General features: G+C 68.3%; 27 protein-coding genes. 23 read left to right on the top strand and 4 right to left on the bottom strand.

What is annotated here, in order from left to right; genetic code table 11:
- Position 1: 1 nt before the first annotated feature.
- The 6 genes from ruvA to ITJ61_RS02560 all read left to right on the top strand — a co-directional run bounded on the left by ruvA (position 2) and on the right by ITJ61_RS02560 (position 7,389).
- Positions 2 to 625: a Holliday junction branch migration protein RuvA gene (gene ruvA / locus ITJ61_RS02585; RefSeq protein WP_104298770.1), complete on the top strand. Its 624-nt coding sequence runs from the start codon at positions 2 to 4 to the stop codon at positions 623 to 625.
- Positions 622 to 1,656 (top strand): Holliday junction branch migration DNA helicase RuvB, encoded by a 1,035-nt coding sequence (gene ruvB / locus ITJ61_RS02580; RefSeq protein ID WP_104298771.1) that lies wholly within the window; start codon positions 622 to 624, stop codon positions 1,654 to 1,656. The genes ruvA and ruvB overlap by 4 nt, the downstream gene beginning before the upstream one ends.
- A gap of 125 nt (positions 1,657 to 1,781) precedes the next feature.
- On the top strand, positions 1,782 to 2,177 hold the full coding sequence (gene yajC, locus ITJ61_RS02575) for a preprotein translocase subunit YajC (protein ID WP_181057836.1): 396 nt from the start codon (positions 1,782 to 1,784) through the stop codon (positions 2,175 to 2,177).
- Positions 2,178 to 2,235: 58 nt separating this feature from the next.
- On the top strand, positions 2,236 to 3,999 hold the full coding sequence (secD, locus tag ITJ61_RS02570; RefSeq protein WP_228496575.1) for a protein translocase subunit SecD: 1,764 nt from the start codon (positions 2,236 to 2,238) through the stop codon (positions 3,997 to 3,999).
- A complete protein-coding gene (secF, locus tag ITJ61_RS02565) occupies positions 3,999 to 5,069 on the top strand; it encodes a protein translocase subunit SecF (RefSeq protein ID WP_104241292.1) in 1,071 nt (356 codons plus the stop codon). Before secD ends, secF begins: the two co-directional genes overlap by 1 nt.
- Positions 5,070 to 5,154: 85 nt before the next feature.
- Positions 5,155 to 7,389, top strand: coding sequence for a RelA/SpoT family protein (locus ITJ61_RS02560; RefSeq protein ID WP_104241291.1), 2,235 nt, complete (start codon positions 5,155 to 5,157; stop codon positions 7,387 to 7,389).
- Here ITJ61_RS02560 and ITJ61_RS02555 read toward each other — a convergent pair.
- The 3 genes from ITJ61_RS02555 to ITJ61_RS02545 all read right to left on the bottom strand — a co-directional run bounded on the left by ITJ61_RS02555 (position 7,376) and on the right by ITJ61_RS02545 (position 10,140).
- Entirely contained in the window at positions 7,376 to 7,951 is a 576-nt protein-coding gene (locus tag ITJ61_RS02555; protein ID WP_228496573.1) for a hypothetical protein, read from the bottom strand. The genes ITJ61_RS02560 and ITJ61_RS02555 overlap by 14 nt on opposite strands.
- Before the next feature lie 40 nt (positions 7,952 to 7,991).
- Positions 7,992 to 9,224 (bottom strand): DUF349 domain-containing protein, encoded by a 1,233-nt coding sequence (locus ITJ61_RS02550; RefSeq protein ID WP_104241289.1) that lies wholly within the window; start codon positions 9,222 to 9,224, stop codon positions 7,992 to 7,994.
- A 136-nt stretch (positions 9,225 to 9,360) separates the two neighbouring features.
- Positions 9,361 to 10,140, bottom strand: a complete 780-nt coding sequence (locus ITJ61_RS02545; RefSeq protein WP_194685350.1) for a peptidylprolyl isomerase — start codon at positions 10,138 to 10,140, stop codon at positions 9,361 to 9,363.
- Positions 10,141 to 10,209: 69 nt separating this feature from the next.
- On the opposite strand from ITJ61_RS02545, the gene ITJ61_RS02540 reads away from it, so the two are divergent.
- From ITJ61_RS02540 to aroB, 11 genes are all read left to right on the top strand, one after another.
- Positions 10,210 to 11,535: a replication-associated recombination protein A gene (locus ITJ61_RS02540; protein ID WP_104241287.1), complete on the top strand. Its 1,326-nt coding sequence runs from the start codon at positions 10,210 to 10,212 to the stop codon at positions 11,533 to 11,535.
- 198 nt (positions 11,536 to 11,733) lie between these two features.
- The gene (rpsD, locus tag ITJ61_RS02535) at positions 11,734 to 12,363 is read left to right on the top strand and encodes a 30S ribosomal protein S4 (protein ID WP_104241286.1); all 630 of its coding nucleotides are present in this window, start codon (positions 11,734 to 11,736) and stop codon (positions 12,361 to 12,363) included.
- Between the two features lie 222 nt (positions 12,364 to 12,585).
- Complete coding sequence (locus ITJ61_RS02530; protein ID WP_104241285.1) at positions 12,586 to 13,011, top strand: DUF948 domain-containing protein; 426 nt, start codon at positions 12,586 to 12,588, stop codon at positions 13,009 to 13,011.
- 38 nt (positions 13,012 to 13,049) lie between these two features.
- Entirely contained in the window at positions 13,050 to 13,244 is a 195-nt protein-coding gene (locus tag ITJ61_RS02525; RefSeq protein ID WP_104241284.1) for a Na+ dependent nucleoside transporter N-terminal domain-containing protein, read from the top strand.
- 72 nt (positions 13,245 to 13,316) lie between these two features.
- Complete coding sequence (gene alaS / locus ITJ61_RS02520; RefSeq protein ID WP_194685349.1) at positions 13,317 to 15,986, top strand: alanine--tRNA ligase; 2,670 nt, start codon at positions 13,317 to 13,319, stop codon at positions 15,984 to 15,986.
- Positions 15,979 to 16,485, top strand: coding sequence for a Holliday junction resolvase RuvX (ruvX, locus tag ITJ61_RS02515; RefSeq protein WP_104241282.1), 507 nt, complete (start codon positions 15,979 to 15,981; stop codon positions 16,483 to 16,485). Before alaS ends, ruvX begins: the two co-directional genes overlap by 8 nt.
- Entirely contained in the window at positions 16,430 to 17,683 is a 1,254-nt protein-coding gene (gene mltG, locus ITJ61_RS02510) for an endolytic transglycosylase MltG (RefSeq protein ID WP_181059351.1), read from the top strand. Before ruvX ends, mltG begins: the two co-directional genes overlap by 56 nt.
- Positions 17,676 to 18,542, top strand: a complete 867-nt coding sequence (locus tag ITJ61_RS02505) for a shikimate dehydrogenase (protein WP_104241281.1) — start codon at positions 17,676 to 17,678, stop codon at positions 18,540 to 18,542. Before mltG ends, ITJ61_RS02505 begins: the two co-directional genes overlap by 8 nt.
- A 4-nt stretch (positions 18,543 to 18,546) precedes the next feature.
- Positions 18,547 to 19,818 carry a chorismate synthase gene (gene aroC, locus ITJ61_RS02500; protein ID WP_104241280.1) on the top strand — a complete coding sequence of 424 codons (1,272 nt, stop codon included), beginning with the start codon at positions 18,547 to 18,549 and terminating at the stop codon, positions 19,816 to 19,818.
- On the top strand, positions 19,815 to 20,330 hold the full coding sequence (locus tag ITJ61_RS02495) for a shikimate kinase (protein ID WP_104241279.1): 516 nt from the start codon (positions 19,815 to 19,817) through the stop codon (positions 20,328 to 20,330). Before aroC ends, ITJ61_RS02495 begins: the two co-directional genes overlap by 4 nt.
- A complete protein-coding gene (gene aroB / locus ITJ61_RS02490; RefSeq protein WP_228496571.1) occupies positions 20,323 to 21,405 on the top strand; it encodes a 3-dehydroquinate synthase in 1,083 nt (360 codons plus the stop codon). The genes ITJ61_RS02495 and aroB overlap by 8 nt, the downstream gene beginning before the upstream one ends.
- An 18-nt stretch (positions 21,406 to 21,423) precedes the next feature.
- Here aroB and ITJ61_RS02485 read toward each other — a convergent pair whose 3' ends face one another.
- Complete coding sequence (locus ITJ61_RS02485; protein WP_194685347.1) at positions 21,424 to 22,257, bottom strand: GNAT family N-acetyltransferase; 834 nt, start codon at positions 22,255 to 22,257, stop codon at positions 21,424 to 21,426.
- 156 nt (positions 22,258 to 22,413) lie between these two features.
- On the opposite strand from ITJ61_RS02485, the gene ITJ61_RS02480 reads away from it, so the two are divergent.
- From ITJ61_RS02480 to ITJ61_RS02455, 6 genes are all read left to right on the top strand, one after another.
- Entirely contained in the window at positions 22,414 to 23,283 is an 870-nt protein-coding gene (locus tag ITJ61_RS02480; RefSeq protein WP_194685346.1) for an HAD family hydrolase, read from the top strand.
- A gap of 23 nt (positions 23,284 to 23,306) precedes the next feature.
- Positions 23,307 to 23,774, top strand: a complete 468-nt coding sequence (gene aroQ / locus ITJ61_RS02475; protein WP_104306642.1) for a type II 3-dehydroquinate dehydratase — start codon at positions 23,307 to 23,309, stop codon at positions 23,772 to 23,774.
- A gap of 116 nt (positions 23,775 to 23,890) precedes the next feature.
- Entirely contained in the window at positions 23,891 to 24,454 is a 564-nt protein-coding gene (gene efp, locus ITJ61_RS02470) for an elongation factor P (protein ID WP_104241274.1), read from the top strand.
- Positions 24,454 to 24,861: a transcription antitermination factor NusB gene (gene nusB / locus ITJ61_RS02465; protein ID WP_068484434.1), complete on the top strand. Its 408-nt coding sequence runs from the start codon at positions 24,454 to 24,456 to the stop codon at positions 24,859 to 24,861. Before efp ends, nusB begins: the two co-directional genes overlap by 1 nt.
- A gap of 165 nt (positions 24,862 to 25,026) precedes the next feature.
- Entirely contained in the window at positions 25,027 to 25,590 is a 564-nt protein-coding gene (gene pyrR, locus ITJ61_RS02460; protein WP_104241273.1) for a bifunctional pyr operon transcriptional regulator/uracil phosphoribosyltransferase PyrR, read from the top strand.
- On the top strand, positions 25,587 to 26,546 hold the full coding sequence (locus ITJ61_RS02455; RefSeq protein WP_104241272.1) for an aspartate carbamoyltransferase catalytic subunit: 960 nt from the start codon (positions 25,587 to 25,589) through the stop codon (positions 26,544 to 26,546). The genes pyrR and ITJ61_RS02455 overlap by 4 nt, the downstream gene beginning before the upstream one ends.
- Positions 26,547 to 26,551 lie beyond the last annotated feature (5 nt).

Here is a 26,551-nt window from a genome sequence, read left to right as displayed (position 1 = left end):
GGTGATTGCTTCCCTCCGCGGCCAGGTGCTGTACCGGACCGCCACAACGGTCACGATCGAGGCCGCGGGTGTCGGCTACCAGGTCTTCGTGACCCCAGCGCATGCCCTGCAGCTCCGCCTCGACACCGAGGTGCTGCTGCGCACGCACCTCGTCGTCCGCGAAGACGCCTGGACCCTGTACGGGTTCCAGCGACCCGAGGAACTCGAGATCTTCGAGCACCTCATCACGGTCACCGGAGTCGGTCCCAAGTCCGCGCTCGGCGTGCTCGCTCATCTCGAGCCGGAACAGGTCGCCCGTGCGGTCAGCGAAGAGGACGTCAAGGCCTTCACGGCAGTGAGCGGCATCGGCCCCAAGACCGCCAAGCTCATCATCCTCTCGCTCGCGGGCAAGATCGCTCTCGCGCCTGCCCCGGGCACGACCACGGGGGAGCCGTCCTCCGACAGCGGAGCGGCGGCGGTGCGCCGCGACGTGGTCGAAGCGCTGCTCGGCCTCGGCTACGCAGAACGGCAGGCTTCGCCCGCGGTCGAGGACGCCGCGAAGGCGCTCGAGGGTGAAGAGCAGGACGTCGCGAAGCTGCTGCGGGCCACACTCAAGCTGCTCGGGCCGGCTGGGAGCCGATCGTGACCGACGCCTCGCACATCCCGGAAGCACCCGAGTCCGAGGCGGAGATCGCCTTCGAGGGAGCCCTCAGACCGGCGAACCTCGCCGAGTTCGTCGGCCAGGCGAAGGTGCGAGTGCAGTTGGAGCTGCTCCTCAAGGCAGCCGCCCTGCAGAGTCGCACCCCAGACCACATCCTGCTCGCGGGCCCCCCTGGCCTCGGAAAAACGACGCTGGCTCTCATCGTCGCCGAGGAGACGGGGCAGCCCATTCGGCTCACGAGCGGTCCCGCGCTGCAGCACGCGGGCGACCTGGCGGCCGTCCTCTCCAGCCTGGTGCCGGGTGAGCTGCTGTTCATCGACGAGATCCACCGCATGGCGCGCACGGCCGAGGAGATGCTGTACCTCGCCATGGAGGACTACCGCATCGACATCATGGTCGGCAAGGGCGCAGGCGCCACGAGCGTTCCGCTCGAGCTGGCCCCCTTCACCGTCATCGGCGCCACCACCCGAGCGGGCCTCCTCCCGAACCCGCTTCGCGACCGCTTCGGCTTCACCGCGCACCTCGAGTTCTACGAGGACGCCGAGCTGGAACGGGTCCTCGCCCGTGCGGCCCGCCTGCTCGACCTCCGCGTCGACGACGCGGCGCTCGCCGAGATCGCGACCCGGAGCCGGGGCACACCGCGAATCGCGAACCGACTCCTCCGGCGAGTGCGCGACTACGCCCTCGTCCACGAGACCGACGCCAACGAGCAGGCCGTGCAGCACGCACTCCTGGTCTACGACGTGGACGCGCTCGGCCTCGACCGCCTCGACCGCGCCGTCCTGCAAGCGCTCATCGATCGCTTCGCCGGGGGACCGGTCGGCGTGAGATCGCTGGCCGTCTCCGTCGGCGAGGAGGCGGAGACCGTCGAGAGCGTGGTCGAGCCCTTCCTCGTCCGGACCGGCCTCGTCACCCGCACGCAGAGGGGCCGCGTCGCAACGCAGCAGGCCTACGCGCACCTCGGGCGCACCCTCCCTGGCGGGGGAGCACCCCAGCGGTCAGCTCTCGACATCTAGGAACCAGCTTCACCCCTCCAGCTCTTGCTGAGCGACATCCGGACGACCGCGACGTACACTAGATGCGTTTGCCGTCGTTCCGGGCGTGCATAGTCGTAGTACGGACTGCCAGAAAGGCACCCACAATGGATCTCACGCTTCTCCTTCCCCTCGTCCTCCTCGGCGTCATGATCTTCTTCATGTGGCGCAGCAACAAGAAGAGGTCCCAGCAGCAGCAGGAGATGCGCAGCAGCGCGGTCATCGGCGCGGATGTCATGACGCAGAGCGGCGTCTACGGCACGATCGTCGACATCGACGAGGAGAACAACATCACGACGATCGAGTCGGAGCCGGGCACTCGCCTTCGCGTCCACTCGATGACCGTCGCGAACATCCTCACACCAGCCGTCCCGGACGACGCTTCCGCGCTCTCCGAGCACGAGGCCGTCGAAGAGCGTCCCGAGCTCGAGGCCGAGGCTGAGTCCGAGCGTCGCGACAGCGACAACGGGTCCGAGTCCGGACCGAACATCAACAAGGCGTAGGCGACTCCCTCACCTCTCACGCACGGGCCTCGTCTTGAGGTCAGAAGGCAGAACTCTCTTGGCGAAGTCGACAACGTCATCGGCGCGTCGTGGTCGGGGTGCTGGCATCGTCCAGCGCGCCTGGCGCACGCTCACGTGGCTCTTGATCCTCATCCTTGCTCTCGTGGGCCTCAACTGGCTGGCCGTCGCCACGCAAGGCGGTCAGTGGACGCCTCGCCTCGCGCTCGACCTCGAGGGTGGCACCCAGGTCGTGCTCGCGGCGCAGCTGCCGGAGGGCCAGGCAGACCCGTCGTCCGAGCAGATGCAGCAGGCGGTCTCGATCATCCGCCAGCGCATCGACGCGTCCGGCGTCTCCGAGGCGGAGATCACCACCCAGGGCGGTCGGAACATCGTCGTCTCCGTCCCAGGTGAGATGGACCAGCTCACGCGAGACCGCATCGAGAACTCGGCCAAGCTCGAGTTCCGTGCCGTGCTCGTCGCGGACCAGGCCGCGAACAGCCAGGCCATCCCGGCCGACCAGCTGCCTGAGGAGCTCTCGACGACGCCCACCGCGGAGCCGACGAACGCGAGCGACCTCAACTGGGTCACCGAGCAGATGTACGTCGACTTCCTGCAGTTCAACTGCGCCGACCTCGCACCCGCTGCGGACATCGACCCGACCCAGCCGCTCATCACCTGCGACGACAGCGGGACGGAGAAGTACGTCCTGGGGCCGGTCGAGGTGACCGGTGAGCGCATCGCGGACGCCACGAGCGGTCTCACGACCACGAGCACCGGCGCGACCACCAACCAGTGGGCCGTGAACATCGAGTTCGATGCGCAGGGCACGCAGGAGTTCGCTGCCGTGACCGAGCGACTCGTCGGGTTGACGGAGAACCAGAACCGCTTCGCCGTCACGCTCGACAACCAGGTCATCGTGGCTCCGACCACCAACGCGGCGATCACCGACGGCAAGCCGCAGATCTCAGGAAACTTCAACGAGGAGAGCGCCAAGGCCCTCGCCGACCAGCTGAAGTTCGGCGCGCTGCCCTTCAACTTCGTCGCGCAGTCGACCTCCACTATCTCGGCGACCCTGGGCAGCTCGCAGCTCGTGAACGGCCTCATCGCCGGTCTCATCGGGCTCGCGGCCGTCGTCGTCTACTCGCTGTTCCAGTACCGCACGCTCGGACTCGTGACCGTCGCGTCGCTGGTCATCGCCGCGGCCCTGACCTACATCGTCGTCACGTATCTCTCCAACCAAGAGGGGTACAGGCTCTCGCTGGCGGGTGTCGCGGGCCTCATCGTCGCCATCGGCATCACGGCCGACTCGTTCATCGTCTACTTCGAGCGCATCAAGGATGAGCTGAGAGACGGCAAGGGGCTGGTCTCGGCCGTCGAGGGCGGCTGGACACGCGCCATCCGAACGATCCTCGCATCCGACGCCGTCAACTTCCTCGTGGCCATCGTGCTCCTGTTCGTGGCCGTCGGCAACGTGCGCGGCTTCGCGCTGACACTCGGCATCACGACGATCATCGACATCATCGTGGTCACTCTCTTCACCCACCCCCTCATGCGCCTGCTCGCTCGGACCCCGTTCTTCGCGGACGGACACCCCGCTTCGGGCCTCGATCCCAGATCGCTCGGCGCTGTGTACCGCGGCCGCGGCACGTTCCGCACCCCGGAGCAGAAGAAGCGCGGCGCAACACGCGAGGCCGAGCGCCGACAGACGCTCGCCGAGCGCAAGGCAGAAGCCGCCAAGAAGGCCGGCGGCGATGACCTCGTGGCGGCCGGATCGGCCAATGCCGATCAGACGTCGACCACGAGCAATGGGGAGAAAGCCTGATGAGCAAGTTCCAGACCCTGGGCAACGACCTGTACACGGGGGAGCGCTCGTTCAACTTCGTCGGCAGACGGAAGATCTGGTTCTCCATCGCGGGAATCGCAGTCCTCATCTCGATCCTCGTGCCGATCCTCCGCGGAGGCCTCGAGCTCGGCATCGAATTCACCGGTGGCTCCGAGTTCCTGGTCTCGCAGCCGGCGACCGACGAGCAGGAGCCGGCCATCGCGGCCGCCGCCGAGTTCACGGCGACCCCCGCGAAGGTCGCGGTCCTTGGCGACGGCGGAATCCGCGTGCAGACCGACGCCCTCTCCGAGGACGCCAACACTGAGCTTCGCGCGCAGCTCGCCGAGGCGTACTCCGTGCCTGTCGAGGACGTCAACCTGTCCACGATCGGGCCATCGTGGGGGCAGGACATCACCCGTCAGATGGTGATCGGCCTCGGTGTCTTCGTGGCGATCGCCGCCATCCTGATGTCGCTGTACTTCCGCACCTGGAAGATGTCGATCGCGGCGCTCGTCGCCCTCGCCCACGACCTCGTCGTGACGGCGGGCGTCTACGCCGTCACCGGCGTCGAGGTCACCCCCGCGGCCGTCATCGGCTTCCTCACCATCCTCGGCTACTCCCTCTACGACACCGTCGTGGTCTTCGACAAGATCCGTGAGAACGCCGAGGACTACAACGCGGAGTCCTCCCGGACCTTCGGCGAGCTCGTGAACCTGGCCATCAACCAGACCCTCGTGCGCTCGATCAACACCTCGGTCGTGGCGCTGCTCCCGGTCGGAGCGATCCTGTTCATCGGCGCCTTCCTCATGGGTGCGGGCACGCTGCGGGACATCGCCCTGGCCCTGTTCATCGGAATCTTCGTCGGAGCGCTCTCCACGATCTTCGTCGCGGGCCCGCTCTACGCGGCGCTGCGCTCACGCGAGCCGGAGATCGCCCGTACGGACAAGCGCATCCTCGCGGCTCGCGCGCGCACGCTCAAGGAGCGCGACGAGGCCGATGCGGACGCCGAAGACGACGAAGCGGCAGCCGCCTCGGAGTCCGAGCCGGCGCCCAAGGCCTCCGCGTCCTGAGGACACCCCGCACGGTGATAACTTGTCATCACCCTGGTCCGCGTACCCACGCAGGCCAGGGTGATGATGCATATGGAGGTGCTGCATGAGTGAAGTCTCCTCGTTGCGCTGGCGAATGCCGCGAATGTTCGCGAAGCAGCCGGTGCACGTCCTCGAGCCGATTCTCAAGTCGCTCAGAAAGCACGATCCTCGAGCGAACACGGCACTCGTGCAGCGGGCCTACGAGGTGGCGAAGGACGCCCACGAGGGGCAGTTCCGCCGCAGCGGCGAGCCCTACATCACGCACCCGGTCGCCGTCGCGAAGATCCTCGCCGATCTCGGCATCGGCTCGATCACCGTGGCGGCCGCGCTCCTCCACGACACCGTCGAAGATACCGACTACACGCTCGACGAGCTTCGATCCGACTTCGGCGACGAGATCGCGATGCTCGTCGACGGCGTGACGAAGCTCGACAAGGTCAAATACGGCGACAACGCGCAGGCAGAGACCGTGCGCAAGATGGTCGTGGCGATGTCGAAGGACATCCGCGTCCTCGTCATCAAGCTCGCCGACCGTCTGCACAACGCTCGAACGTGGGGCTTCATGTCCCCGGAGAAGGCGAAGAGCAAGGCGAAGGAGACGCTGGAGATCTACGCGCCCCTGGCGCACCGCATGGGTATCCAGGCGATGAAGAACGAGCTCGAGGATCTCTCCTTCGCCGTCATCAATCCCAAGATCTACTCCGAGATCAAGAACCTCGTCGCCCACCGGCAGCCCGAGCGCGAGAAGTACGTACAGCGGGTCATCGCCGAGGTGCAGTCGGACCTCCGGCAGTTGAAGATGCGGGGCGACGTCTACGGGCGCCCCAAGGAGCTGTACTCGATCTACCAGAAGATGATCGTGCGGGGCCGCGACTTCGACGAGATCTACGACCTCACGGCGATCCGCCTCATCGTCGACTCGGTGCGCGACTGCTACGGCGTCCTCGGAGCCATCCATGCCAGGTGGACACCCATGCCAGGGCGATTCAAGGACTACATCGCGACACCCAAGTTCAACCTCTACCAGTCGCTGCACACCACGGTGATCGGACCGGACGGCAAACCCGTCGAGATCCAGATCCGCACGATCGAGATGCACCGCCGCGCAGAGTTCGGCGTCGCGGCGCACTGGATGTACAAGCAGAACGCCCAGTCCGGCAAGCAGGACAAGGCTGACGAGACCCGCACCGAGATGGCGTGGCTCAAGCACCTGAGCGACTGGCAGCAGGAGACCACCGACCCTGGAGAGTTCCTCGACTCCCTCCGCTTCGACCTCGGCGCGAAGGAGGTCTACGTCTTCACGCCCCAGGGCAAGGTCATCGGATTGAGCGCTGGGGCCACTCCCGTCGACTTCGCGTACTCGATCCACACCGACGTCGGTCACCGGACCATGGGCGCGAAGGTCAACGGGCGTCTCCTGCCCCTCGACTCGAAGCTGCAGAACGGCGACGTCGTCGAGGTCTTCACCTCGAAGAACCCGGATGCCGGACCGAAGCAGGACTGGCTGACCTTCGTCGCCAGCGCCCGAGCCAAGAACAAGATCAGGCAGTGGTTCTCGAAGGAGCGCCGAGACGAGGCCATCGAGCAGGGGAAGGACTCCGTCGCCAAGGCGCTGCGGAAGGCCGGTCTCCCGCTGAACAAGGACCACGTTCAGGAGGCGTTCTCCTCGGTCGCGTCGAACCTCCGCTACCTCGACGTGACCGCCCTCTACGCCGCAGTCGGCGACGGGCACGTCTCGACCCAGTCGGTCATGGAGAAGCTGCAGGCAGCCCTCCGCCAGGAGCAGGACGTCCCCGCCGCGGATGAGGCGCCGCAGTTCACCCCCGGCACGACGATCCCGACCACGAGCGACTCCGGCGTCCTCGTCCGGGGTGCACCGGACATCCTCGTCAAGGTCGCCAAGTGCTGCACTCCGGTGCCCGGTGACGACATCCTCGGCTTCGTCACACGCGGCCAGGGCGTCTCCGTGCACCGCGCGGACTGCAACAACGTCGCGAGCCTCCGGCGCGAGCCCGAGCGCATGATCGAGGTCCAGTGGGCCCCCAGCTCCTCGAGCGTGTTCCTCGTGAACATCCAGGTCGAGGCGCTCGACCGCTCGGGACTCCTCAGCGACGTGACGCGCGTGCTGAGCGAGCACCACGTCAACATCCTCTCCGCAACCGTGCACACCTCGAAGGCTCGTCTCGCCATCAGCAAGTTCTCGTTCCAGATGGGCGACACCACGCACCTCGACCGTGTGCTCAACGCCGTCCGCAGGATCGACGGCGTCTACGACGTGTACCGGGTCAAGACGCAGTAGCGTTCGCACAGCGGGCAAGCGTCGCGCGGTCCCTCGCGAGGGAGACGAACGGCCTTCGGTGGCTGGGATAGTCAGCGAGGAGCTCCACCGGGTCCCTGGCGAGCAGCCGCACCGCGTGATCGATCGACGCCTGGCTGCTCTCCGGGTCGTGCAGGAGATCCAAGAGCGCGAGATCGGCTCGGACGACCCGGACGCCGCCGACGAGCACAACGGCCTCCGGCGGCGGAGCAGTGGACCTGTACCTCACGCCCGACCGTTGACGCCGCGGCGGTCGCGCACCACGCGGGGACGCCAGCGTGACCTGCTGCGGCGCAGGGCCGCCCGCATGCACCCAGATCGCTGACGCGCCACCCACGGCGCAGCTGCCGGTCACGAGGCGCGCGAGCGTGGAAGCCCGGTCCTCCGCCGTGAGCTGCCCGGCGATCGACGCGTACCCCACGGCACACGCGTGGCCGAAGCGGAAGATCTCACCGTCCCGCTCCATGACCTGGAGCTCGGCGAAGGGCAGAAGACGAAGTGGGGCAGGATGCACGCTCGCATCCTGCCCCACTTCATGGCTCACACGGCAGACGGTCTCGACTGCTGTGGAGTGACGCTCAGACTCAGCTGCCGATGGCCGCGAGCCAGACGCGGCGGGCTTCGAGGGCCTCTTCGGCCTCCTTGACCGCCCGCTTGTCTCCCCGCGCCTCAGCGTCGGCGCGCTCGGCCTCGAGCTTCTCGATGGCCTCGGTCAGCTGGCTGTGCATGCCCTGGCTCCGGGCCTGACGCTCGGGGTTGGACTTCTGCCAGTGATCGTCGTCGAGCTTGCGCACATGCTGCTCGATGGCACGAAGGCGGTCTTCCGTGGCCTTGAAGTTCTCGCGGGGCACACGCCCGATCTCATCCCACCGACGCTGGATGTCGGCGAGCTTCTCTCGCGCCGCCCGGCGGTCGGTCAGCTGGAGGATCGGGGTCGCCTCTTCGAGAAGAGCAGCCTTGGCCTCGTAGTTGGCGGAGTACTCGACGCTCTCTGCTGCGTCGACCTCGCCCTTGGCCTGGAAGAGCACATCTCCGGCTGCCTTGAACTGGTTCCAGAGCGCGTCGTCGTACTTGCGGCCCGCACGGCCCGCTGCCTTCCACTCGTCGAGGAGCCTGCGGTACTCAGCGACACCGTCGGCGCCGCGGGGGGCAAGCGCCTCAGCCCGCTCCAGGATCTTCGTCTTGGCATCGCGAGCCGTCTTGTGGCTCGCGTCGAGCTCCGCGAAGAAGGCCCGGCGCTCGCGCTCGAGCGTGCTGCGCGCGCCACGGAATCGCTTCCAGAGCGCGTTGGCCTCGGCCTTCGGGAGCCGGGGGCCGTCCTGCTGGTGGGTCTTCCACTTCGCGAAGAGCTCGTCGATGCTGGCCGTCGTCTGCTTCCACTGGATGGAAGCAGGAGGCTGGGCGGCGAGGCGCTCAGCCTCGACCACGATCGCCTCGCGCTCCTGGAGCGCCCCGGCGATCTCTTCCTGCTGCGCCTCGCGCTGCTGCTCGGTGAGCTCGCTGACGGTGCCGCCGAGCGCTTCGAGGCGCGAACGGAGGGCGGCGAGGTCGCCGACCGCGTTCGCGTCGCTCAGCTGTGCGCTGAGGTGCTTGGCGGACTTGGCGATGTCAGAGGCCGGGGCTCCGTTCTTGACGCGCTGCTCGAGGAGAGACACCTGGCCTTCGAGGTCGGAGAACTTGCGAACGAAGTACGCGAGGGCTTCCTCTGTCGTGCCATCGGGGTACTGGCCGACCTTGCGCTCAGTTCCATCTTCGATCACGTACACGGTGCCGTCTTCTTCGACGCGGCCCCACGGATTCTGGGGGAGTGCAGACATGGCGAGTATTCCCTCACGGTAGGCGTTTGCGCAGCTTGCGCGACTGACTCCCCATGCTAGGACACTGCGGGCGTTTCGTTCACCAGGGCATGCCCAGTCTCGCCGTCCCGCTCCGGCAGGCGGCCCGCTCGATCCGCTACTGCAGGGAGAGGGAGGTGATGACGGCGGGCGCCACGGGAGCGCCGTCGCCGCCGCCGGAAGCCGGGTCGACACCCGGCTCGACGATCCCCGCGATGAACTCGTCCAGGCCGCCCGTGACCTTTCCCATAACGGTGTAGCCGCCCGCGGCATCGCCCGGGAGGATGGTGTCCTCGTAGACGATGAAGAACTGGCTGCCCATGCTCTCGGCGTTGCCGCCCTGGCGAGCCATGGCGATCGTGCCTGCTGGGTAGACGCCGTCTTCCGGCGCATTCTCAATGGGACCCCAGCTGTAGCCGGGCCCGCCGGTCCCCGTTCCTGTCGGGTCGCCGCACTGCAGGACGAAGAGCCCCTCGGTCGTGAGTCGGTGGCAGGAGGTGTCGGTGAAGTAGTTCTGGCCGTTGAGCGAGACCATGTTCGCCACTGCCTGCGGGGCGGCTGCGCCATCGAGCTCGATGCCCAGCGTGAGGTCGCCGTTGAAGGTCATCTCGCCCGTCCAGGTGCGTCCCTCTGCCAGGGCCGGGTCCGGTACCTCACCGGACGGCGTGGCCGCCGGGGACGTCGTCTCGTCCGCGGCGGGGGCTGGCGCTCCTGGACCGCCCGTGAAGTAGAAGACCTGCAGTGCGCCGACGACGAGGGCGACCACGACAAGAGCGATCGTCCATGTGCGGTTGTCTCGGCTGCGGCGCCGGACGCCGCGCTCGTGGACGGCGACGCGCGCCTCGTACTCGCGGGTCCGCCGACGCTGTTCGCGGGAGTTCTTGTCCGAAGTTGCCACTGTGCCTCATTCGCTTGTCTTCAGCATGCCGTGCAGGCACCAGAGGGGAGTTTACTAACATCGGGCTTCATGACAGGTGACGCGCCAAGCCTTGCGGGCACAACTGCGCCCCTCGCGGTGCGGATGCGCCCGAGATCCCTCGACGAGGTCGTGGGTCAGCGGCACCTGCTGCGCCCCGGCTCACCCCTGCGCGCCCTCGCCTCACCCGAGCAGGACACGCGTGCGGGAACGTCCGTGATCCTCTGGGGGCCACCCGGCACGGGCAAGACGACCCTCGCCCAGGCCATCGCGCACACCTCCGGCAAGCGATTCACGCAGCTCTCCGCCATCTCCGCCGGCGTGAAGGACGTGCGGCAGGTGATGGATGAGGCCCTCACCCAACGTGACCTGTACGGCATCCAATCGGTGCTGTTCCTCGACGAGATCCACAGGTTCACCAAGGCGCAGCAGGATGCGCTGCTTCCCGGCGTGGAGAACGGCTGGGTCACGCTCGTCGCGGCGACCACGGAGAACCCCTCGTTCTCGGTCATCAGTCCGCTCCTCTCCAGGAGCCTGCTGCTCACCCTGCAGCCGCTCGACGAGGCAGACCTCATCGAGCTGCTCGACCGCGCGACCACTGACAAGCGCGGCCTCGGCGGCGCCTTCGAGGTGGCGGATGACGCCAAGCGCGCGATCGTGCAGTTCTCCTCCGGCGACGCACGACGAGCGCTCACGACCTTGGAAGCGGCGGCGGCCGCCGCTCAGGCCTCCGAGCAGACGACGATCGATGCCGAGATCGTCTCGAGTGCCTCTGACCAGGCGCTGCTCCGCTACGACCGGGACGGCGATGAGCACTACGACGTCATCAGCGCCTTCATCAAGTCGGTGCGAGGCAGCGATCCAGATGCAGCACTCCACTACCTGGCTCGCATGATCGTCGCGGGGGAGGACCCGCGTTTCATCGCCCGCAGGCTCATCGTGCTCGCGAGCGAGGATATCGGCCTCGCAGAGCCGCGGGGGCTCGAGATGGCCGTGGCCGCGGCCGACGCCGTCCAGCTCATCGGCATGCCGGAGGGACGCATCCCGCTCGCGCAGGCGACCGTCTTCCTGGCGACTGCCCCGAAGTCGAACGCTGCCTACTCGGGGATCAACGCGGCGATCGCCGACGTCAAGGCGGGCGGCATCGGCCGCGTGCCGAAGCACCTCAGGGACGCGCACTACGCCGGGGCGAAGCGCCTCGGCCACGGCAAGGGCTACCGGTATCCGCACGACGACGCACGGGGGGTCTCCGAGCAGCAGTACCTCCCCGACGAGCTGAGCCAGCGCGAGTACTACTCGCCGACCCGGTTCGGAGAAGAGCGGGAGATCGCCGCGAGGCTCGAGAAGCTGCGGGCCATCACGAAGCCAGGACTCTGAGTGCGGCTGCGGCTGTGCTAGTCTTTCTCGGTCTACCTCCCGGGGTTGCGTGCGGCTGCGCGTCCGAGAGCAAGGCGTGCAGTCTGTAGCCGACGCACGCGCGACACTGCTCAAGTTTGACGCCGGGGCATGGCCTTGGCGGAGAGCAACTTCATTTCTGCGCGCTCACGCGCGCCAAACTTCGCTCGAAAGGCAATTGTGTCCAAGACCTCACGTTCACGCAGCAAGGTGCGCCTCAGCCGCGCACTCGGCATCGCACTCACCCCGAAGGCAGAGCGCGCGCTCGAGAAGCGCCCGTACGCACCGGGAGAGCACGGCCGCACGCGTCGCAAGACCGACAGCGACTACGCCGTCCGTCTGCGCGAGAAGCAGCGTCTGCGCGCCCAGTACGGGCTCCGCGAGAAGCAGCTTCGCATCGTCTTCGAAGAGTCGCGTCGCGCGGCAGGCCTGACGGGTGAGAACCTCGTCGAGCTGCTCGAGATGCGCCTCGACGCGCTTGTCCTGCGTTCGGGCTTCGCCCGCACCACGGCACAGGCTCGTCAGCTCGTCGTGCACCGCCACATCCTCGTCGACGGCAAGCTCGTCGACCGCCCCAGCTTCCGCGTGAAGCCGGGACAGCTCGTCCAGGTCAAGCAGCGCTCGGAGGCCCTCGAGGTCTTCCAGGTCGCCGCAGCCGGTGGCCACGCGGACGTCCTCCCCAAGGTCCCCGCGTACCTCGATGTCGACCTCGCAACGCTCCAGGCGCGCCTCGTGCGCCGTCCGAAGCGCGTCGAGGTCCCGGTGACGTGTGAAGTCCAGCTCGTCGTCGAGTACTACGCTGCTCGCTAGCCAAGCAGGCGCTCCGGTTCGCCGGAACTGGCAGTTCGGGACAGTCCGAGCCGCGAGAGCCAACTAGCATAGGGGCGGGTCATCGCAAGATGGCCCGCCCCTTTGTCTGTCCTGCGGCACTGTGCCGCTCGTCTACGCGTGCGGCAGCCCCGTTCGTCTATCCGTGCGGCAGCCCCGTTCGTCTATCCGTGCGGCAGCTCGCTGCACTCAGTAAGGAGCACCATGTCTGGTGGCGACATCGCCGGCCTCATCGCGGCCGGAGTCTTCCTCGTCCTCGTCCTTCTGCTCGCGGTACCTCTGCTGAAGCTCGGCGGCGTCCTCGACGAGGTGCGCAGCGGCATCCGCGAGTCCGTCGATGCGATCACCCCGACGCTCGCCGAGACGCAGGTCACCGTCCTCGAGGCCAACAAGCAGCTCGCGAAGATCGACAGCATCACCACCCACGTGTCCGAGACGACGAGCAACGTCTCCAGCCTCGTCGCGCTCACCGCCGCCAGCGTCGGCGGCCCCCTCATCAAGCTCGCCGGGTTCTCCGCGGCAGTCCGCGCCGGCATCTCGAGCTTCAAGAGCGACGGGCCGACCAAGTCCAAGGTCAAGTCCACGCCGAAGAGCACCCCGAAGAAGCCGAAGCCGCGCGCTACGCGCTGACCAGTCCGACCCCCTCACCCCTCTTCACAGGAGTTCGCATGCGCACAGCACTCAGCATCATCGGCGGCATCGCCGCGGGGTTCGCCCTCGCTCACCTCGTCAACTCGACTCCGGCAGGGCGCAAGTTCTTCGCCGGCGTGAACGGTCGCGTCGACGAGTTCACCGAGGCCGTCGCCGAGGGCTACCGGGCCCGCACGCAGGACCTCTCCGCGGCCATCGCCGACATCAAGTAGCGCGACCAGCACATCCCCCGTCGCCTGGGCGACCTCCGTCGCCCGTCGCCAGAGAAAGAGCCACACCGCACGATGCAAACCGCTGAGATCCGTCGCCGCTACCTCGACTTCTTCGAGAAGCGCGGGCACACCGTCGTCCCTTCCGCGCCCCTCGTCAGCGACGACCCGACGATCATGTTCACGATCGCCGGCATGGTGCCGTTCATCCCGTACTTCACCGGGATCGTGCCGCCTCCGTTCGATCGCGCCGTCAGCGTGCAGAAGTGCATCAGGACCAACGACATCGAAGAGGTCGGGAAGACACCTCGGCACGGAACCTTCTTCCAGATGTGCGGCAACTTCTCGTTCGGCGACTACTTCAAGCAGGGCGCGATCGAGTTCGCCTGGGAGCTCCTCACCTCTCCGGAGAGCTCCGGCGGTCTCGGCTTCAAGCCGGAAGACCTCTGGATCACGGTGTACGAGAAGGACGACGTCGCTCGCGGCATCTGGCGCGAGGTGACGGGCTTCAGCGACGACCGCATCCAGGGCCTCGGGATGAAGGACAACTTCTGGTCGGCCGGAGGCCCAGGCAGCCCCGCTGGCCCCTGCTCGGAGATCTTCTTCGACCGTGGCCCCGAGTACGGCGTCGACGGCGGCCCCGCCACCGATGACGACCGCTACGTCGAGATCTGGAACCTCGTCTTCATGCAGTACGAGCGAGGCGCAGGCACGACGAAGGACGACTACGAGATCGTCGCCGACCTCCCCAAGCAGAACATCGACACGGGCATGGGTCTCGAGCGCATCGCGTTCATCAAGCAGGGCGCTGACAACATGTACGAGATCGACCAGGTTCGGCCCGTGCTGGACAAGGCCGCCGAGATCTCCGGCAAGCGCTACGGCGCGGTGCACACCGACGATGTGCGGATGCGCGTCGTCGCCGACCACGTGCGCTCGTCGCTCATGCTCATGGCCGACCGCGTGGAGCCGGGCAACGAAGGACGTGGCTACATCCTGCGTCGCCTGCTCCGTCGAGTCGTTCGCGCCATGCGCCTCCTCGGGTTCGAGGGGGCGAGCCTGCCGCAGCTGCTCCCAGCGTCCAAGGACGCCATGCAGGACGCCTACCCGGAGCTCGTCGATGAGTTCCCGCGCATCTCGCGCCTCGCGTACGCCGAGGAGGAGACCTTCCTCCGGACGCTCACGGCCGGCACCGCGATCCTCGACACCGCGGTCACCGAGACGCGGGCCAGCGGCGTGCAGCACCTCTCCGGTGAGACCGCGTTCAAGCTGCACGACACCTTCGGCTTCCCCATCGACCTGACTGTCGAGATCGCCGAGGAGGCTGGGGTCAGCGTCAACCGCGAGGCCTTCGAGCGCCTCATGAGCGAGCAGCGCACGCGGGCGAAGGCGGATGCCAAGTCCAAGCGCTCGGCCCTCGCCGACGTCTCGGTCTACAGCGAGTTCCGCTCGCTCGGCGAGACGACGTTCGTGGGCTACACCGATCTCGCCCACGAGAGCGAGGTCCTCGGTCTCATCGTCAACGGCGTCCCCGCCGCCAGCGCAGGCGCCGGTCAGCAGGTGGAGATCATCCTCGCGAGCACCGCGCTCTACGCGGAGTCCGGGGGACAGGAGGCCGACTCCGGCCAGATCACCTCCGCAGCCCGCGGACTCGTTGCCGACGTCGTCGACGTCCAGCGTCCCATCGCCGGACTCGTCAGCCACACCGTCACCGTCGTCTCCGGCGAGGTCGCTGTCGGCGACCGAGTGGAGACGATCGTCGACCCCGCCTACCGACGCAGCGCCAACCAGGCTCACACGGCGACGCACCTGCTGCACGCCGCGCTGCGCGACGTCCTCGGGCCAGACGCCCACCAGTCCGGCTCCTACAACAAGGCCGGCTACCTGCGGCTCGACTTCTCCTGGAGCCAGGCGCTCACGGTCGACACGAGAGCCGAGCTCGAGGGCATCGTGAACGACGCCATCCGCGCCAACCATGTCGTCTCGACCCGGGAGATGGACCTCGACGAAGCGAAATCCCTGGGGGCTCGCGCCCTGTTCGGCGAGAAGTACGGCAGCCGCGTGCGGATGGTGGACATCGGCGGACCGTGGTCGCGCGAGCTCTGCGGCGGCACCCACGTGGGCAGCTCTTCCGAGGTGGGGATCGTGAACCTCATCGGCGAGTCATCCGTCGGTTCCAGCAACCGGCGCATCGAATCACTCGTCGGCCGCGACGCCTTCGCGGACTTTGCCGTCGAGCGCGCCATCGTCTCGCAGCTCACGAGCAGCCTGAAGGCGCCGCGGGAGCAGCTTGCCGATCGCGTGCAGGACCTCGCCGCGAGCCTCAAGACCGCGCAGAAGCGCATCGCGGAGCTCGAGGCGGCGGAAGCCATGCAGCGCGTACCGGCTCTTGCCGCCGAGGCGAGCACCGCGGGGGGCGTCGTGCTCGTCGCGAAGCACCTCGGTGAGGTTCGGAGTGCCGATGAGCTCCGCTCGCTGGCGCTCGCCGTCCGCGAGCAGCTCGGCGAGCGCCCGGCCGTCGTCGCCCTCGGGGCCGCCTCGAACGGCAAGCCGATCGTGCTCGTCGCGACCAACGCCGCTGCCCGGGACACCGGTGCAGCGGCAGGCGCTCTGGTCCGTATCGCCGCCCCGATCCTCGGTGGCGGCGGCGGCGGCAAGCCGGATGTCGCCCAGGGCGGCGGCACCGACGTCGAACGGCTCGACGACGCGCTTGCCGCCATCCGCTCAGCACTGGCGAATGACTGAGTTCCGGATCGGCACCCGACTCGGCGTCGACGTGGGCAAGGCCCGCGTCGGCGTCAGCCGGAGTGATCCGCACGGCATGCTCGCCACCCCCCTCGAGACCGTGCCGCGCGACGGCGCCAAGGGCGACGCGCACGCCAGGCGCATCGCGGAACTCGTCGCCGAGTACGACGCCATCGAGATCGTCGTCGGACTGCCCCTGTCGCTGTCGGGTGCGGAGACCGCCTCGACCGCCGACGCGAGGGCCGTCGCAGAGCAGATCGCGTCGAGCTCTCCGGTGCCACTCAGGTTGGTGGACGAGCGTCTGACGACGGTGAGTGCAAGCCGCCAGCTCCGAGACGTCGGCCGGAAGGCCTCCAGGTCTCGACACATCATCGATCAGATGGCCGCAGTGGTCATCTTGCAAACCTCGCTCGACGCGGAGCGCCAATCCGGACGTGCACCGGGTGAGCTCCTCTCCCGAAAGGATCAGGACTCTGTCGGACAACCAGACCCCCAGTAGCCACGACGGACGAAAGCGCTTTACACCTGACGACCCATTCGGCGATCTCTTCTCCGACGAGGCGGCCCCGGCAACGGATGCCGGTGCTGCCAGCCCGCGGAGGGCAGGCGGCAGCCGACGCCGCGAGTCGACCGCGGCACGCCGTGGCAAGCGGAGTCTGCTCGTCATCCTCGTGCTCGTGGTCGTCGTCGCCGTGAGCGCGGCGGTCGTGTGGTTCGGGTTCGGGTCGCAGCTGCGCAGCATCTTCGGCGGCGGCGCCGCCTCCGCCGACTTCGAGGGGTCGGGAAACGGCACGGAGCTCGCCTTCACGATCGAGTCCGGCGACACCGGGACCTCGATCGGAGAGCGCCTCGCCGACGTGGGCATCGTGAAGACCTCCGGTGCCTTCGTGGATGAGGTGCTGGCCCAGCCCGAGGACCCGGTGTTCATCCCGGGCAGCTACGGCATGCAGGAGGAGATGAGCGCAGAATCAGCGCTCGTGTCGCTCCTCGACCCCGCGAACCGTCAGGAGTCGACGGTCGTGATCCCGGAGGGGACCGCCCTCCAGGACGTCTACGCCCTCATCGAGGGCGGCGTCGGCATCCCCGTCGCCGACCTCGAGGCCGCCGCGGTTCCCGCGAACTTCGGCCTCCCTGCCGAAGCCACGACCCTCGAGGGTTTCCTGTTCCCGGCGACCTACAGCTTCGATCCGGGCGTCGACGCCACGACGGTGCTCAAGACCCTGGTGGATCGCATGTTCCAGTCGCTCGACGAGCACGGAGTAGCTCCGGAAGCCCGCTGGGACACGGTGCGCCTCGCCTCGCTCATCCAGAAGGAAGCCGGGCTCAGAGAGGACTACTACAAGGTCTCGAGGGTCTTCCTGAACCGACTCGACATGGGCATGCTCCTCCAGTCGGACGCCACGGTCGCCTACGGAACGGGCAACACGCACCGGGTCTCGACGAGCGATGCCGAGCGCGCCGACGCGGCGAACGCCTACAACACCTATGTGCATCCCGGGATGGTGGTCGGCCCCATCTCGAACCCCGGCGACATCGCGATCGACGCGGCGGTGAACCCTGCGGACGGCCCCTGGGTGTACTTCGTGACCTGGAACCTCGACACGGGGGAGACCATCTTCTCCGAGACGTTCGAGGAGCACGAGGTCGCGGTCGCCAAGTGGCTGGCGTGGATGGCCGAGCACCCCGAATATGGGTGAGGCTTCGACGAGGCTCGCCGTCCTGGGGTCTCCGATCGGGCACTCGAAGTCTCCAGCGATCCACTCGGCCGCGTACGAGGTCCTCGGTCTCGACTGGAGCTACGAGCGCTTCGACGTGCCGCAGGGTGGGCTGGCGGGTTTCCTCGCGTCGAGGGGGCAGGGATGGCGCGGGTTCTCCGTGACCATGCCCCTGAAGCACGAGGCTCGCGCGTTCGCCTCCACGCTCGCGCCCGCCGCATCGGAGATCGGCGCCGTCAACACGCTGGTCTTCGACGGGGCGGACGCGGGCGCCCCGGCTCGAGGGTGGAACACGGATGTGACGGGCTTCGTCGCGGCGCTCAACGAGGCAGGTGTCCTCTCGGCTCCTCGGGTGCGGCTGCTCGGCGCTGGCGGTACGGCGGCCGCCGTCATCGCAGCGCTGCCCTCGCTGGCGGCGACCGAGCTCTCCATCGTCGTCCGAGCGCCGGAACGAGCGCAGGGCATGGCGGCGCTCGCGCGCTCGCTGGGGGTCGAGGTCGAGGTGCTGACCTTCGCTGCGTTCGACGCGCTTCCCCCCGAGGCGCGCGCCGCGGAGCTCGTCGTCAACACCGTGCCGGGAGACCGGGACCACGTCGGCATCGACGCATCGTGGGTGCAGGGGGCGGTGCTCTTCGACGTGCTCTACGACCCGTGGCCCACGAAGCTCGCGACGCGCTGGCAGTCCGCCGGTGGTCAGGTGGTCTCGGGACTCGAGCTCCTCCTGGCCCAGGCACTCGTGCAGGTTCGGCTCTTCACCGGCCGTGATGAGTCGGAAGTCCTCCCCAGGGAGGCCGAGGTTCGCTCGGCGATGCGAACCGCCGCGCTGCGCGTGTCAGAATAGTCCAATGCTTCGATGGCTCACGGCCGGGGAATCCCACGGCCCAGAACTCCTTGCGATCCTCGAGGGACTCCCAGCTGGTGTCCCGCTTTCCCTCGACGATCTCCGCACCGACCTCGCCCGCCGGAAGCTCGGCCACGGCAGAGGCGCACGAATGAAGTTCGAGCAGGACGAGCTCACGCTGTCCGCCGGCGTCAGGCACGGTTTCACGATGGGGTCGCCGATCGGCATCCGGATCGGCAACACCGAGTGGCCCAAGTGGGTCGAGGTCATGAGCCCCGAGCCGGTCGACGCGGCTGTGTTCGACACGGGACGCGGTGCGAAGCTCACGCGCCCGCGACCGGGGCACGCCGACCTCATCGGCATGCAGAAGCACGGCTTCGACGAGGCGCGCCCGGTCCTCGAGCGCGCGAGCGCACGCGAGACGGCGGCGCGTGTCGCGCTCGGCGCGATCGCGAAGCGCTTCCTCTCGGAGCTCGGGATCACGACGTTGAGCCACACGCTCGCCATCGGGACGGTCCGTGTGCCCGAGGACGCGCCGCTGCCCGCCTACGGCGACCTGGCCGCCATCGACGCGGATCCGGTTCGCGTGTTCGACGAGGAGACCTCCGCTGCCGCAGTCGCCCTCATCGATGAGGTCCGCAAGAGCGGCGACACGCTCGGTGGCGTGACCGAGGTGCTCGTCTGGGGCCTGCCGCCCGGCATCGGCTCCTACGTGCACTGGGATCGCCGCCTCGACGCGCGACTCGCGAAGGCGCTCATGAGCGTTCAGGCGATCAAGGGGGTTGAGGTCGGCGACGGCTTCGAGACCACACGTCGTCCAGGCACCGCGGCGCACGACCCGCTGTACGTCCGCGACGGCTCCATCGTCCGCTCCAGCGACCGTGCAGGTGGCATCGAGGGCGGCATGGCGACCGGCACGGTGCTCCGAGTCCGGGCCGGCATGAAGCCGATCGCGACCGTCCCGAAGGCCCTCCACACCGTCGATGTGGCGACGGGCGCGGATGCGGCTGCGCACCACCAGCGTTCCGACGTCTGCGCGGTCCCAGCGTCCGGTGTCGTCGTCGAGGCGATGGTGGCCCTCACGATCGCCGACTCCATCCTCGAGAAGTTCGGGGGCGACTCCGTCGGCGAGACGAAGCGAAATATCGAGAGCTACCTCGCGAGCATCCCGCCGCTGCTGCGCACGTCGAGCGAGTCCGTCTCCGAGGCCGAGCTGCAGGCCGGTCCCGTCGACGAGACGCCGATGGGGGACTCGCTCAGCGAGTGGCGCGTATGAGCGTCGTGCTCATCGGCCCGCCTGCCGCGGGCAAGTCGAGGGCGGGCCGACGCCTGGCCAAGGTGCTGGACGTGAGCTACGTCGACACCGACAAGGTGATCGTCGCGCGCCACGGCGCGATCCCCGAGATCTTCGTCGAGCACGGGGAGGCCGAGTTCCGGCGTCTCGAGCGGGACGTCATCGCCGAGCACCTCGAGACCACCGAGGTCCTGTCGCTCGGTGGTGGTGCCGTGATGGATGCGCAGACCCAGTCCCGCCTCGGCGGGCACACCGTCATCCTCCTGACGGCGACTCCCGCCGCTATCGCCGAGCGCATCACCGGCAACGCGAAGCGCCCGCTCATCACGGGCATCGAGAGCTGGACCCAGATCTACGAAGCACGCCGCGAGACCTACGAACGTCTCGCGGATGCGACGTTCGACACTTCATTCCGGCCCATGGTCCGCGTCGTCGAAGACATCGCGGAGTGGCTGGAGCAGCAGACCAAGGAAGGACCAAGCGACGTTGCCTGAGATCATCGAGGTTCCCGGCGCCCACGGCGACATCATCATCGGGGCTGGTCAGTTCCGCGAGGCGGCTGCGGTCATCCCCGGCCTCCTCGGGGAGGGCGTCGCCAAGGTCCTGATCGTGCACGCGCCCCACCTGGCGGATGTCGCCGAGCGGGTGCGCGAGCAGCTTGTCGGCGAGTACAACCAGGTGCTCATCGCGGAGATCCCGGATGCCGAGGGAGCGAAGCGCATCGAGGTCGCGGCGTTCTGCTGGCAGATCCTGGGCCAGGCCGACTTCACGAGGTCCGACGCGGTCATCACGATCGGCGGGGGAGCGACGAGCGACATCGGCGGCTTCATCGCCGCGACGTGGCTCCGGGGTGTCAAGGTCGTGCACATGCCGACGACGGTGCTCGCCATTGTCGACGCGGCCATCGGCGGCAAGACGGGCCTCAACACCAACGAGGGCAAGAACCTCGTCGGCTCCTTCCACCCGCCGGCGGGGGTCGTCATCGACCCGGAGATCCTGGCCGGACTCCCTCGCAACGAGCTGCTGGCCGGCTTCGCCGAGGTCGTGAAGGCCGGCTTCATCGCCGAGCCCGAGATCCTCGACATCATCGAGCGCGACCCGGAGCGCGCGACCGACCCGACCACGCCCGAGTTCCTGCGGGTGCTCGAGCTCGCGATCCGCGTCAAGGCGAGGGTCGTCGGCGAGGACTTCACCGAGCAGGGCCTGCGCGAGATCCTCAACTACGGGCACACGCTCGGCCACGCCATCGAGAACGCGGAACGGTACCAATGGCGTCATGGCGCCGCCATCTCCATCGGCATGGCGTTCGTCGCCGAGCTGGCCCGCCTCTCGGGGCGCCTCGACGACGCCACGGCGGATCGACACAAGTCCATCCTCGAATTGCTCGGCCTGCCCACGAGCTACCCGGCCGGCCGCTGGAAGACGCTCCTCGCGACGATGCGTCGGGACAAGAAGGCTCGCGGAGCCATGCTGCGCTTCGTCGTGCTCGACGGGCTCGGCCGTCCCACGATCATGCAGGCGCCGGACGAGAGCCTGCTGTTCGCCGCGTACCAGGAGATCGCGAGCTAGGTCTGCGCCGGCCGCCGGTCAGCAGCAGCTCACGCGCTCCGGCGCCTGCAGGTAGGTGAACGAGCTCAGCGCCGTGAAGCCTGCTCGGTGGAACAGCCGCCGGGAGACGGCGTTGCTCTCGACCACCATCGCGAGGCAGGAGGTCGCACCGCGCTGAGCCGCTTCCTGCTGGGCATGGCGCAGGAGCAGCCGACCGTGGCCTCGCCCTCGGTGTGCGCTCTGGGTGACCAGGCAGTCGATGACCCCGGTGCCGTCGACCACGGTGACCCGAGCGAGCGCCACAAGCGTTCTCTCCTGCCGGACGCCGAGGAAGCTCGACCCTCCTGAGCTGAGGATGCGCGGGGCGAGGCGCCGGTCGCGCGCCAGTCTGCGGTCGCTCCAGCTGAGCCAGGCGTCGAGCCAGTCCGGGGGGAGTTCGGGACCAGCCTGCGTGACCGCGACGAGGTCGCCGGACGACTCGCCGCCGCCCGACTCGCCCTCGAGAGCTGCCGGTACTCCGCCGCGAAGCGAGCGGCCGAGGATCCTGCCCGTCAGCGTGGGGGAGTAGCCGAACGCCTCGAGGGCCGCGACGTCGCGGGCATCCGCCGACCCCGTCGCGAGGAACTGGCTGGGGAGTCCACGAACGCGATACGCCTCCTCGACGGCGCCGAGCGCGAGCTGTGTGTCCTCGGCCGGGCCGAGCATCCACACGCTGTTCGCGCGCCTCGTGAATCCCTCTGCGAATCCGAGGCGCCATCCGCCGATTCGCCGCTCATCCAGAGCGGGCCAGCTCGCCATCAGCGCGGAGGTGGCCTGCGCGACCGTCGGCAGCAGCGCCGGCTCCTCGGTGGCTGGTCCAGGTTCCGCGGTCATGGATTCGAGGCTACGGGCAGGCGAGCAGCCGCGCCAGCATGCTCGGCCGGGACCGCTCGCGACATCGTCTAGCCTGGACGGCGGACCTGACGGCATGCCTCGCTCGCGCGGGACGCAGACGCAGTGACCGCATCCATCGAGCAGGAGGATCCACAGTTGACCAGGCGCATCGTCTTCCTCGACATCGACGGCACGCTCATCGACGAGCGGGAGCACATCCAGCCCTCGACCGTCGAAGCCGTGTCCCGAGCCCGGGACGCGGGACACCTGCTCTTCATCTGCACCGGCCGGTCCCGCGGCGAGATCTACCCGCAGATCCTCGACCTCGGCTTCGATGGGATCGTGAGCGCCGGCGGGAGCTTCGTCTGGCTCGATGGCGAGACCCGCGTCTCGCGGACCATGTCCCTCGAGGACGCCGCGTTCGCCATCGACTTCTTCACGGGCGCCGGCATCGACTTCTACGTGCAGAGCGACGCCGCCGTCGTCGCCAGCCCGGGGTTCCGCGCGCATCTGCGCCAACTCCTCGCGGCCGAGGTCGCCGACTCGAACCGCGTCGAGTCTGACGGCGAGCTGCAGTTCGAGAAGTTCTTCGACAATGGAGGCGAGGTGCTGCGCGACGACATCGGCAAGATGTGCTTCCTGAGCGCGGCCACGTCGATCGCCGAGATCCGCGCCGCTTTCGCGGGGCGCTTCGACGTCATCAACGCCACCGTGCCGGTTCTCGGTCCCCAAAGCGGGGAGCTCCTGCAGCTCGGCGTCAACAAGGGGAGCGCGATTCTCGAGGTCTGCAGGATCCTGGATCTCGACCCGGCTGACACGATCGGCATCGGCGACAGCATCAACGACGTCGAGATGCTCCAGGTCACGGGCATCGGCATCGCCATGGGCAACGCCCCGGACGCCATCAAGGCCCACGCTGACCAGGTCACGACGGGCGTCGACGACAACGGGGTGTGGAACGCGTTCATCAGCAACGGCCTGATCACCGCAGACGCCTCGGTGGCGCCGACCGCCGCGTACGCCTGAGGCCGATCGCTAGACTGGCCGGCATGCGCATCCTCGTCCTCGGCGGCCCGAACCTCAACCGGCTCGGCACCCGCGAGCCCAAGACCTACGGCACCCAGACCCTGGACGACATCATCGAACTCCTCCGCGAGCGAGCGGGGAGCGGCGTCGAGATCGATGCCCGCCAGTCGAACTTCGAGGGGCAGCTCGTCGAGTGGCTGCACGAGGCGGCCGACGCACGCACCCCGGTCATCCTGAATCCCGCAGCCCTCACGCACTACTCGATCGCGTTGCGCGATGCGGTCTCCATCGTGACGGAGACCGGCACCCCGCTCATCGAGGTGCACCTCTCGAACCCCCACGCTCGTGAGGTCTTCCGTCACACGAGTGTCATCTCGCCGGTCGCGACCGGCGTCGTCGCAGGGCTCGGCGCAGGTTCGTACCTCGCCGCGCTCGAGGCCATTCGGGCGATGAGCGAGGCGACGAGGCCCTCTCCAGAGACCCTGCACTAGACTTCTCCGGGGCCGCTGGGGCAAACGCCTCGCGCCGACAGCTCGCGCGTACCTCAACCAGGTGCCAATAACTGAAGAATCCCGCAGCACCGCGGGATGGACACGGAGAAACTTCCATGGCAACTACGGCAGACATCAAGAACGGCGTTGTACTCCTCATCGAGAAACAGCTCTGGCAGGTCATCGACTTCCAGCACGTGAAGCCCGGCAAGGGTGGTGCGTTCGTGCGCACCAAGCTCAAGCAGGTCGTCAGCGGCAAGACCGTCGACCGCACGTTCAACGCTGGCGCCAAGATCGAGACCGCGACCGTCGACCGGCGCGACTTCCAGTACCTCTACCGCGACGGAGACGGCTACGTCTTCATGGACCAGAGCGACTACGACCAGATCACGCTCGACGAGAAGATCGTCGGCGACGCCGCGAAGTACATGCTCGAGCAGCAGAGCGTGCAGATCGCGCTCAACGAGGGCGAGCCGCTCTACATCGAGCTCCCGCCGTCCGTGGTCCTCGAGATCACGTACACGGAGCCGGGCCTCCAGGGCGACCGCTCGAACGCCGGCACGAAGCCTGCGACCGTCGAGACGGGTGCCGAGATCCAGGTCCCGCTCTTCCTGAACGCCGGCACCAAGGTCAAGATCGACACCCGCACGGGCGACTACCTGGGCCGCGTCAACGACTAGTGAGCGCGCGCACGAAGGCGCGCAAGCGCGCCATGGACATCCTGTTCGCGTCGGATGTGCGGGGGACCCCGATTCCGGAGCTCCTCGGACAGGAAGCAGAACGGGCAGCAGATGAGCCCGACCGCGCCGCGAGCTGGCGCTACGCCAGGGAGATCGTGCTCGGCGTCATCGAGCACGCCGACGAGATCGACGGCTACATCGTCGAGACGGCCCGCGACTGGACGCTCGAGCGCATGCCGGCCCTCGACAGGTCGATCCTCAGGGTCGCCATCTGGGAGCTCAAGTACAACGACGAGATCCCCGCTGCGGTCGCCATCACCGAGGCGGTCAGCGCAGCTGGCGAGTACTCGACGGATGCGTCGGGCAAGTTCATCCACGGAGTGCTCGGCCGCATCAGCGAGCAGTAGCCCGGTGCTAGGCTGGTGGCCTGGGTCGATGCCGCGAGAGCGGTGGAGGCCCAGGCCCCAGTCGGGTTCCGGCCGACCGGATCCCCTGCAGCTCGCCTGCAGTCCCGGCGGCTCCAGTCCAGACATCCTTTAACACCGTCCAGTGAGGCGGGGAAGGAGGTCGACGTGTCCCAGCGAACCGTGCTGAATCACGACGACGTTCACAGAGCCCTCGTGCGCATCGCGCACCAGATCCTCGAGCAGAACCGCGGGTCGAAGGACCTGCTCCTGCTCGGCATCCCGAGCCGCGGAGTTCCTCTCGCGAAGCGCCTCGCCAGCCTCATCGCTGGCTTCGAGGCCTCGAACGGAACCCACGTCGAAGCCGGCGATATCGCCGGTGCTCTCGACGTCACGATGTACCGCGACGACCTGCGGAGGGGCCCGGCGCGCGTCTCGCAGCCGACGCACATCCCCGTCGGCGGCATCGACGGCAAGACGATCGTGCTCGTCGACGACGTGCTCTTCTCGGGTCGGACCGTGCGCGCTGCGCTCGACGCGCTGAGCGATACCGGCCGCCCGCGCGCCGTGCAGCTGGCCGTGCTCGTCGACCGAGGCCACCGGGAGCTGCCCATCCGCGCCGACTACGTGGGCAAGAACCTGCCATCCGCACGGAGCGAGCGAATCGGCGTGGAGCTCACCGAGCTCGACGGCGGCGACCGCGTGGTCATCACGGACGGAGCTCGCGCATGAAGCACCTGCTCTCCACGAAGGGCATGTCGCGCGACGACGCCATCATGCTCCTCGACATGGCCGAGGACATGTCCGACGTCGGCGACCGCGAGGTGAAGAAGCTCCCCGCCCTGCGCGGTATCACCGTCGTCAACCTGTTCTACGAGGACTCGACGCGCACGCGGATCTCCTTCGAGGCAGCCGAGAAGCGCCTGTCCGCCGATGTCATCAACTTCGGGGCCAAGGGCTCGAGCGTCTCGAAGGGAGAATCGCTCAAGGACACGGCCCAGACCCTCAAGGCCATCGGCGCCGACGCCGTCGTCATCCGGCACCCCTCGAGCGGGGCCCCGCAGCTGCTGGCCGAGCGCGACTGGATCGACGCCCCCATCCTCAACGCCGGCGACGGGATGCACGAGCATCCGACGCAGGCCCTGCTCGACGCCTTCACGCTGCGCCGACGTGTCCACGGGCGCGCTGCGGCACGCGGCAAGGGCCTCGACGGCTGCCACGTCGTGATCGTCGGCGACATCCTGCACTCCCGTGTCGCCAGGTCGAACGTCTGGCTCCTGACCACGCTCGGCGCCGAGGTCACGCTCGTCGGACCCCCGACGCTCGTCCCGGTCCGCACGGAGGCCTGGCCAGCGACCATCACGAGCGACCTCGACGGCGCGCTCGCGACCAAGCCAACCGCGGTCATGCTCCTGCGCATCCAGGCTGAGCGGATGCACGACGCGTTCTTCCCGAACACCAGGGAGTACGCGAAGAACTGGGGCCTCGGCGAGGCCCGCTTCCGAAGCCTGCCCGAGACTACGATGGTCATGCATCCGGGCCCGATGAACCGAGGCCTGGAGATATCCTCCATCGCCGCCGACTCACCGCAGTCGACAGTGCTCGAGCAGGTCGCGAACGGCGTCGCCGTCCGCATGGCAGCGCTCTACGTGCTCTGCTCAGGCGAACGTGCGGGGAGCGGCTCGTGAACCAG

Source organism: Pseudoclavibacter sp. VKM Ac-2888, assembly GCF_015351285.1.
GTDB lineage: Bacteria > Actinomycetota > Actinomycetes > Actinomycetales > Microbacteriaceae > Pseudoclavibacter.
Note: the sequence above shows the minus strand (reverse complement) of the source record. Positions and strands in the feature narration are given on the sequence as shown.

Bases quoted from the DNA above. Each gene is read 5' to 3' on its own strand.
- ITJ61_RS02525 (WP_104241284.1), top strand. From the start codon at position 13,050: ATGCGCACAGCACTCAGCATCATCGGCGGCATCGCCGCGGGGTTCGCC.
- ITJ61_RS02540 (WP_104241287.1), top strand. From the start codon at position 10,210: ATGACAGGTGACGCGCCAAGCCTTGCGGGCACAACTGCGCCCCTCGCG.
- ITJ61_RS02505 (WP_104241281.1), top strand. From the start codon at position 17,676: ATGGGTGAGGCTTCGACGAGGCTCGCCGTCCTGGGGTCTCCGATCGGG.
- ruvX (WP_104241282.1), top strand. From the start codon at position 15,979: ATGACTGAGTTCCGGATCGGCACCCGACTCGGCGTCGACGTGGGCAAG.
- alaS (WP_194685349.1), top strand. From the start codon at position 13,317: ATGCAAACCGCTGAGATCCGTCGCCGCTACCTCGACTTCTTCGAGAAG.
- secF (WP_104241292.1), top strand. From the start codon at position 3,999: ATGAGCAAGTTCCAGACCCTGGGCAACGACCTGTACACGGGGGAGCGC.
- ITJ61_RS02550 (WP_104241289.1), bottom strand. From the start codon at position 9,224: ATGTCTGCACTCCCCCAGAATCCGTGGGGCCGCGTCGAAGAAGACGGC.
- ITJ61_RS02560 (WP_104241291.1), top strand. From the start codon at position 5,155: ATGAGTGAAGTCTCCTCGTTGCGCTGGCGAATGCCGCGAATGTTCGCG.
- yajC (WP_181057836.1), top strand. From the start codon at position 1,782: ATGGATCTCACGCTTCTCCTTCCCCTCGTCCTCCTCGGCGTCATGATC.
- ITJ61_RS02485 (WP_194685347.1), bottom strand. From the start codon at position 22,257: ATGACCGCGGAACCTGGACCAGCCACCGAGGAGCCGGCGCTGCTGCCG.
- ITJ61_RS02495 (WP_104241279.1), top strand. From the start codon at position 19,815: ATGAGCGTCGTGCTCATCGGCCCGCCTGCCGCGGGCAAGTCGAGGGCG.
- ITJ61_RS02530 (WP_104241285.1), top strand. From the start codon at position 12,586: ATGTCTGGTGGCGACATCGCCGGCCTCATCGCGGCCGGAGTCTTCCTC.
- efp (WP_104241274.1), top strand. From the start codon at position 23,891: ATGGCAACTACGGCAGACATCAAGAACGGCGTTGTACTCCTCATCGAG.
- aroC (WP_104241280.1), top strand. From the start codon at position 18,547: ATGCTTCGATGGCTCACGGCCGGGGAATCCCACGGCCCAGAACTCCTT.
- aroQ (WP_104306642.1), top strand. From the start codon at position 23,307: ATGCGCATCCTCGTCCTCGGCGGCCCGAACCTCAACCGGCTCGGCACC.
- ITJ61_RS02455 (WP_104241272.1), top strand. From the start codon at position 25,587: ATGAAGCACCTGCTCTCCACGAAGGGCATGTCGCGCGACGACGCCATC.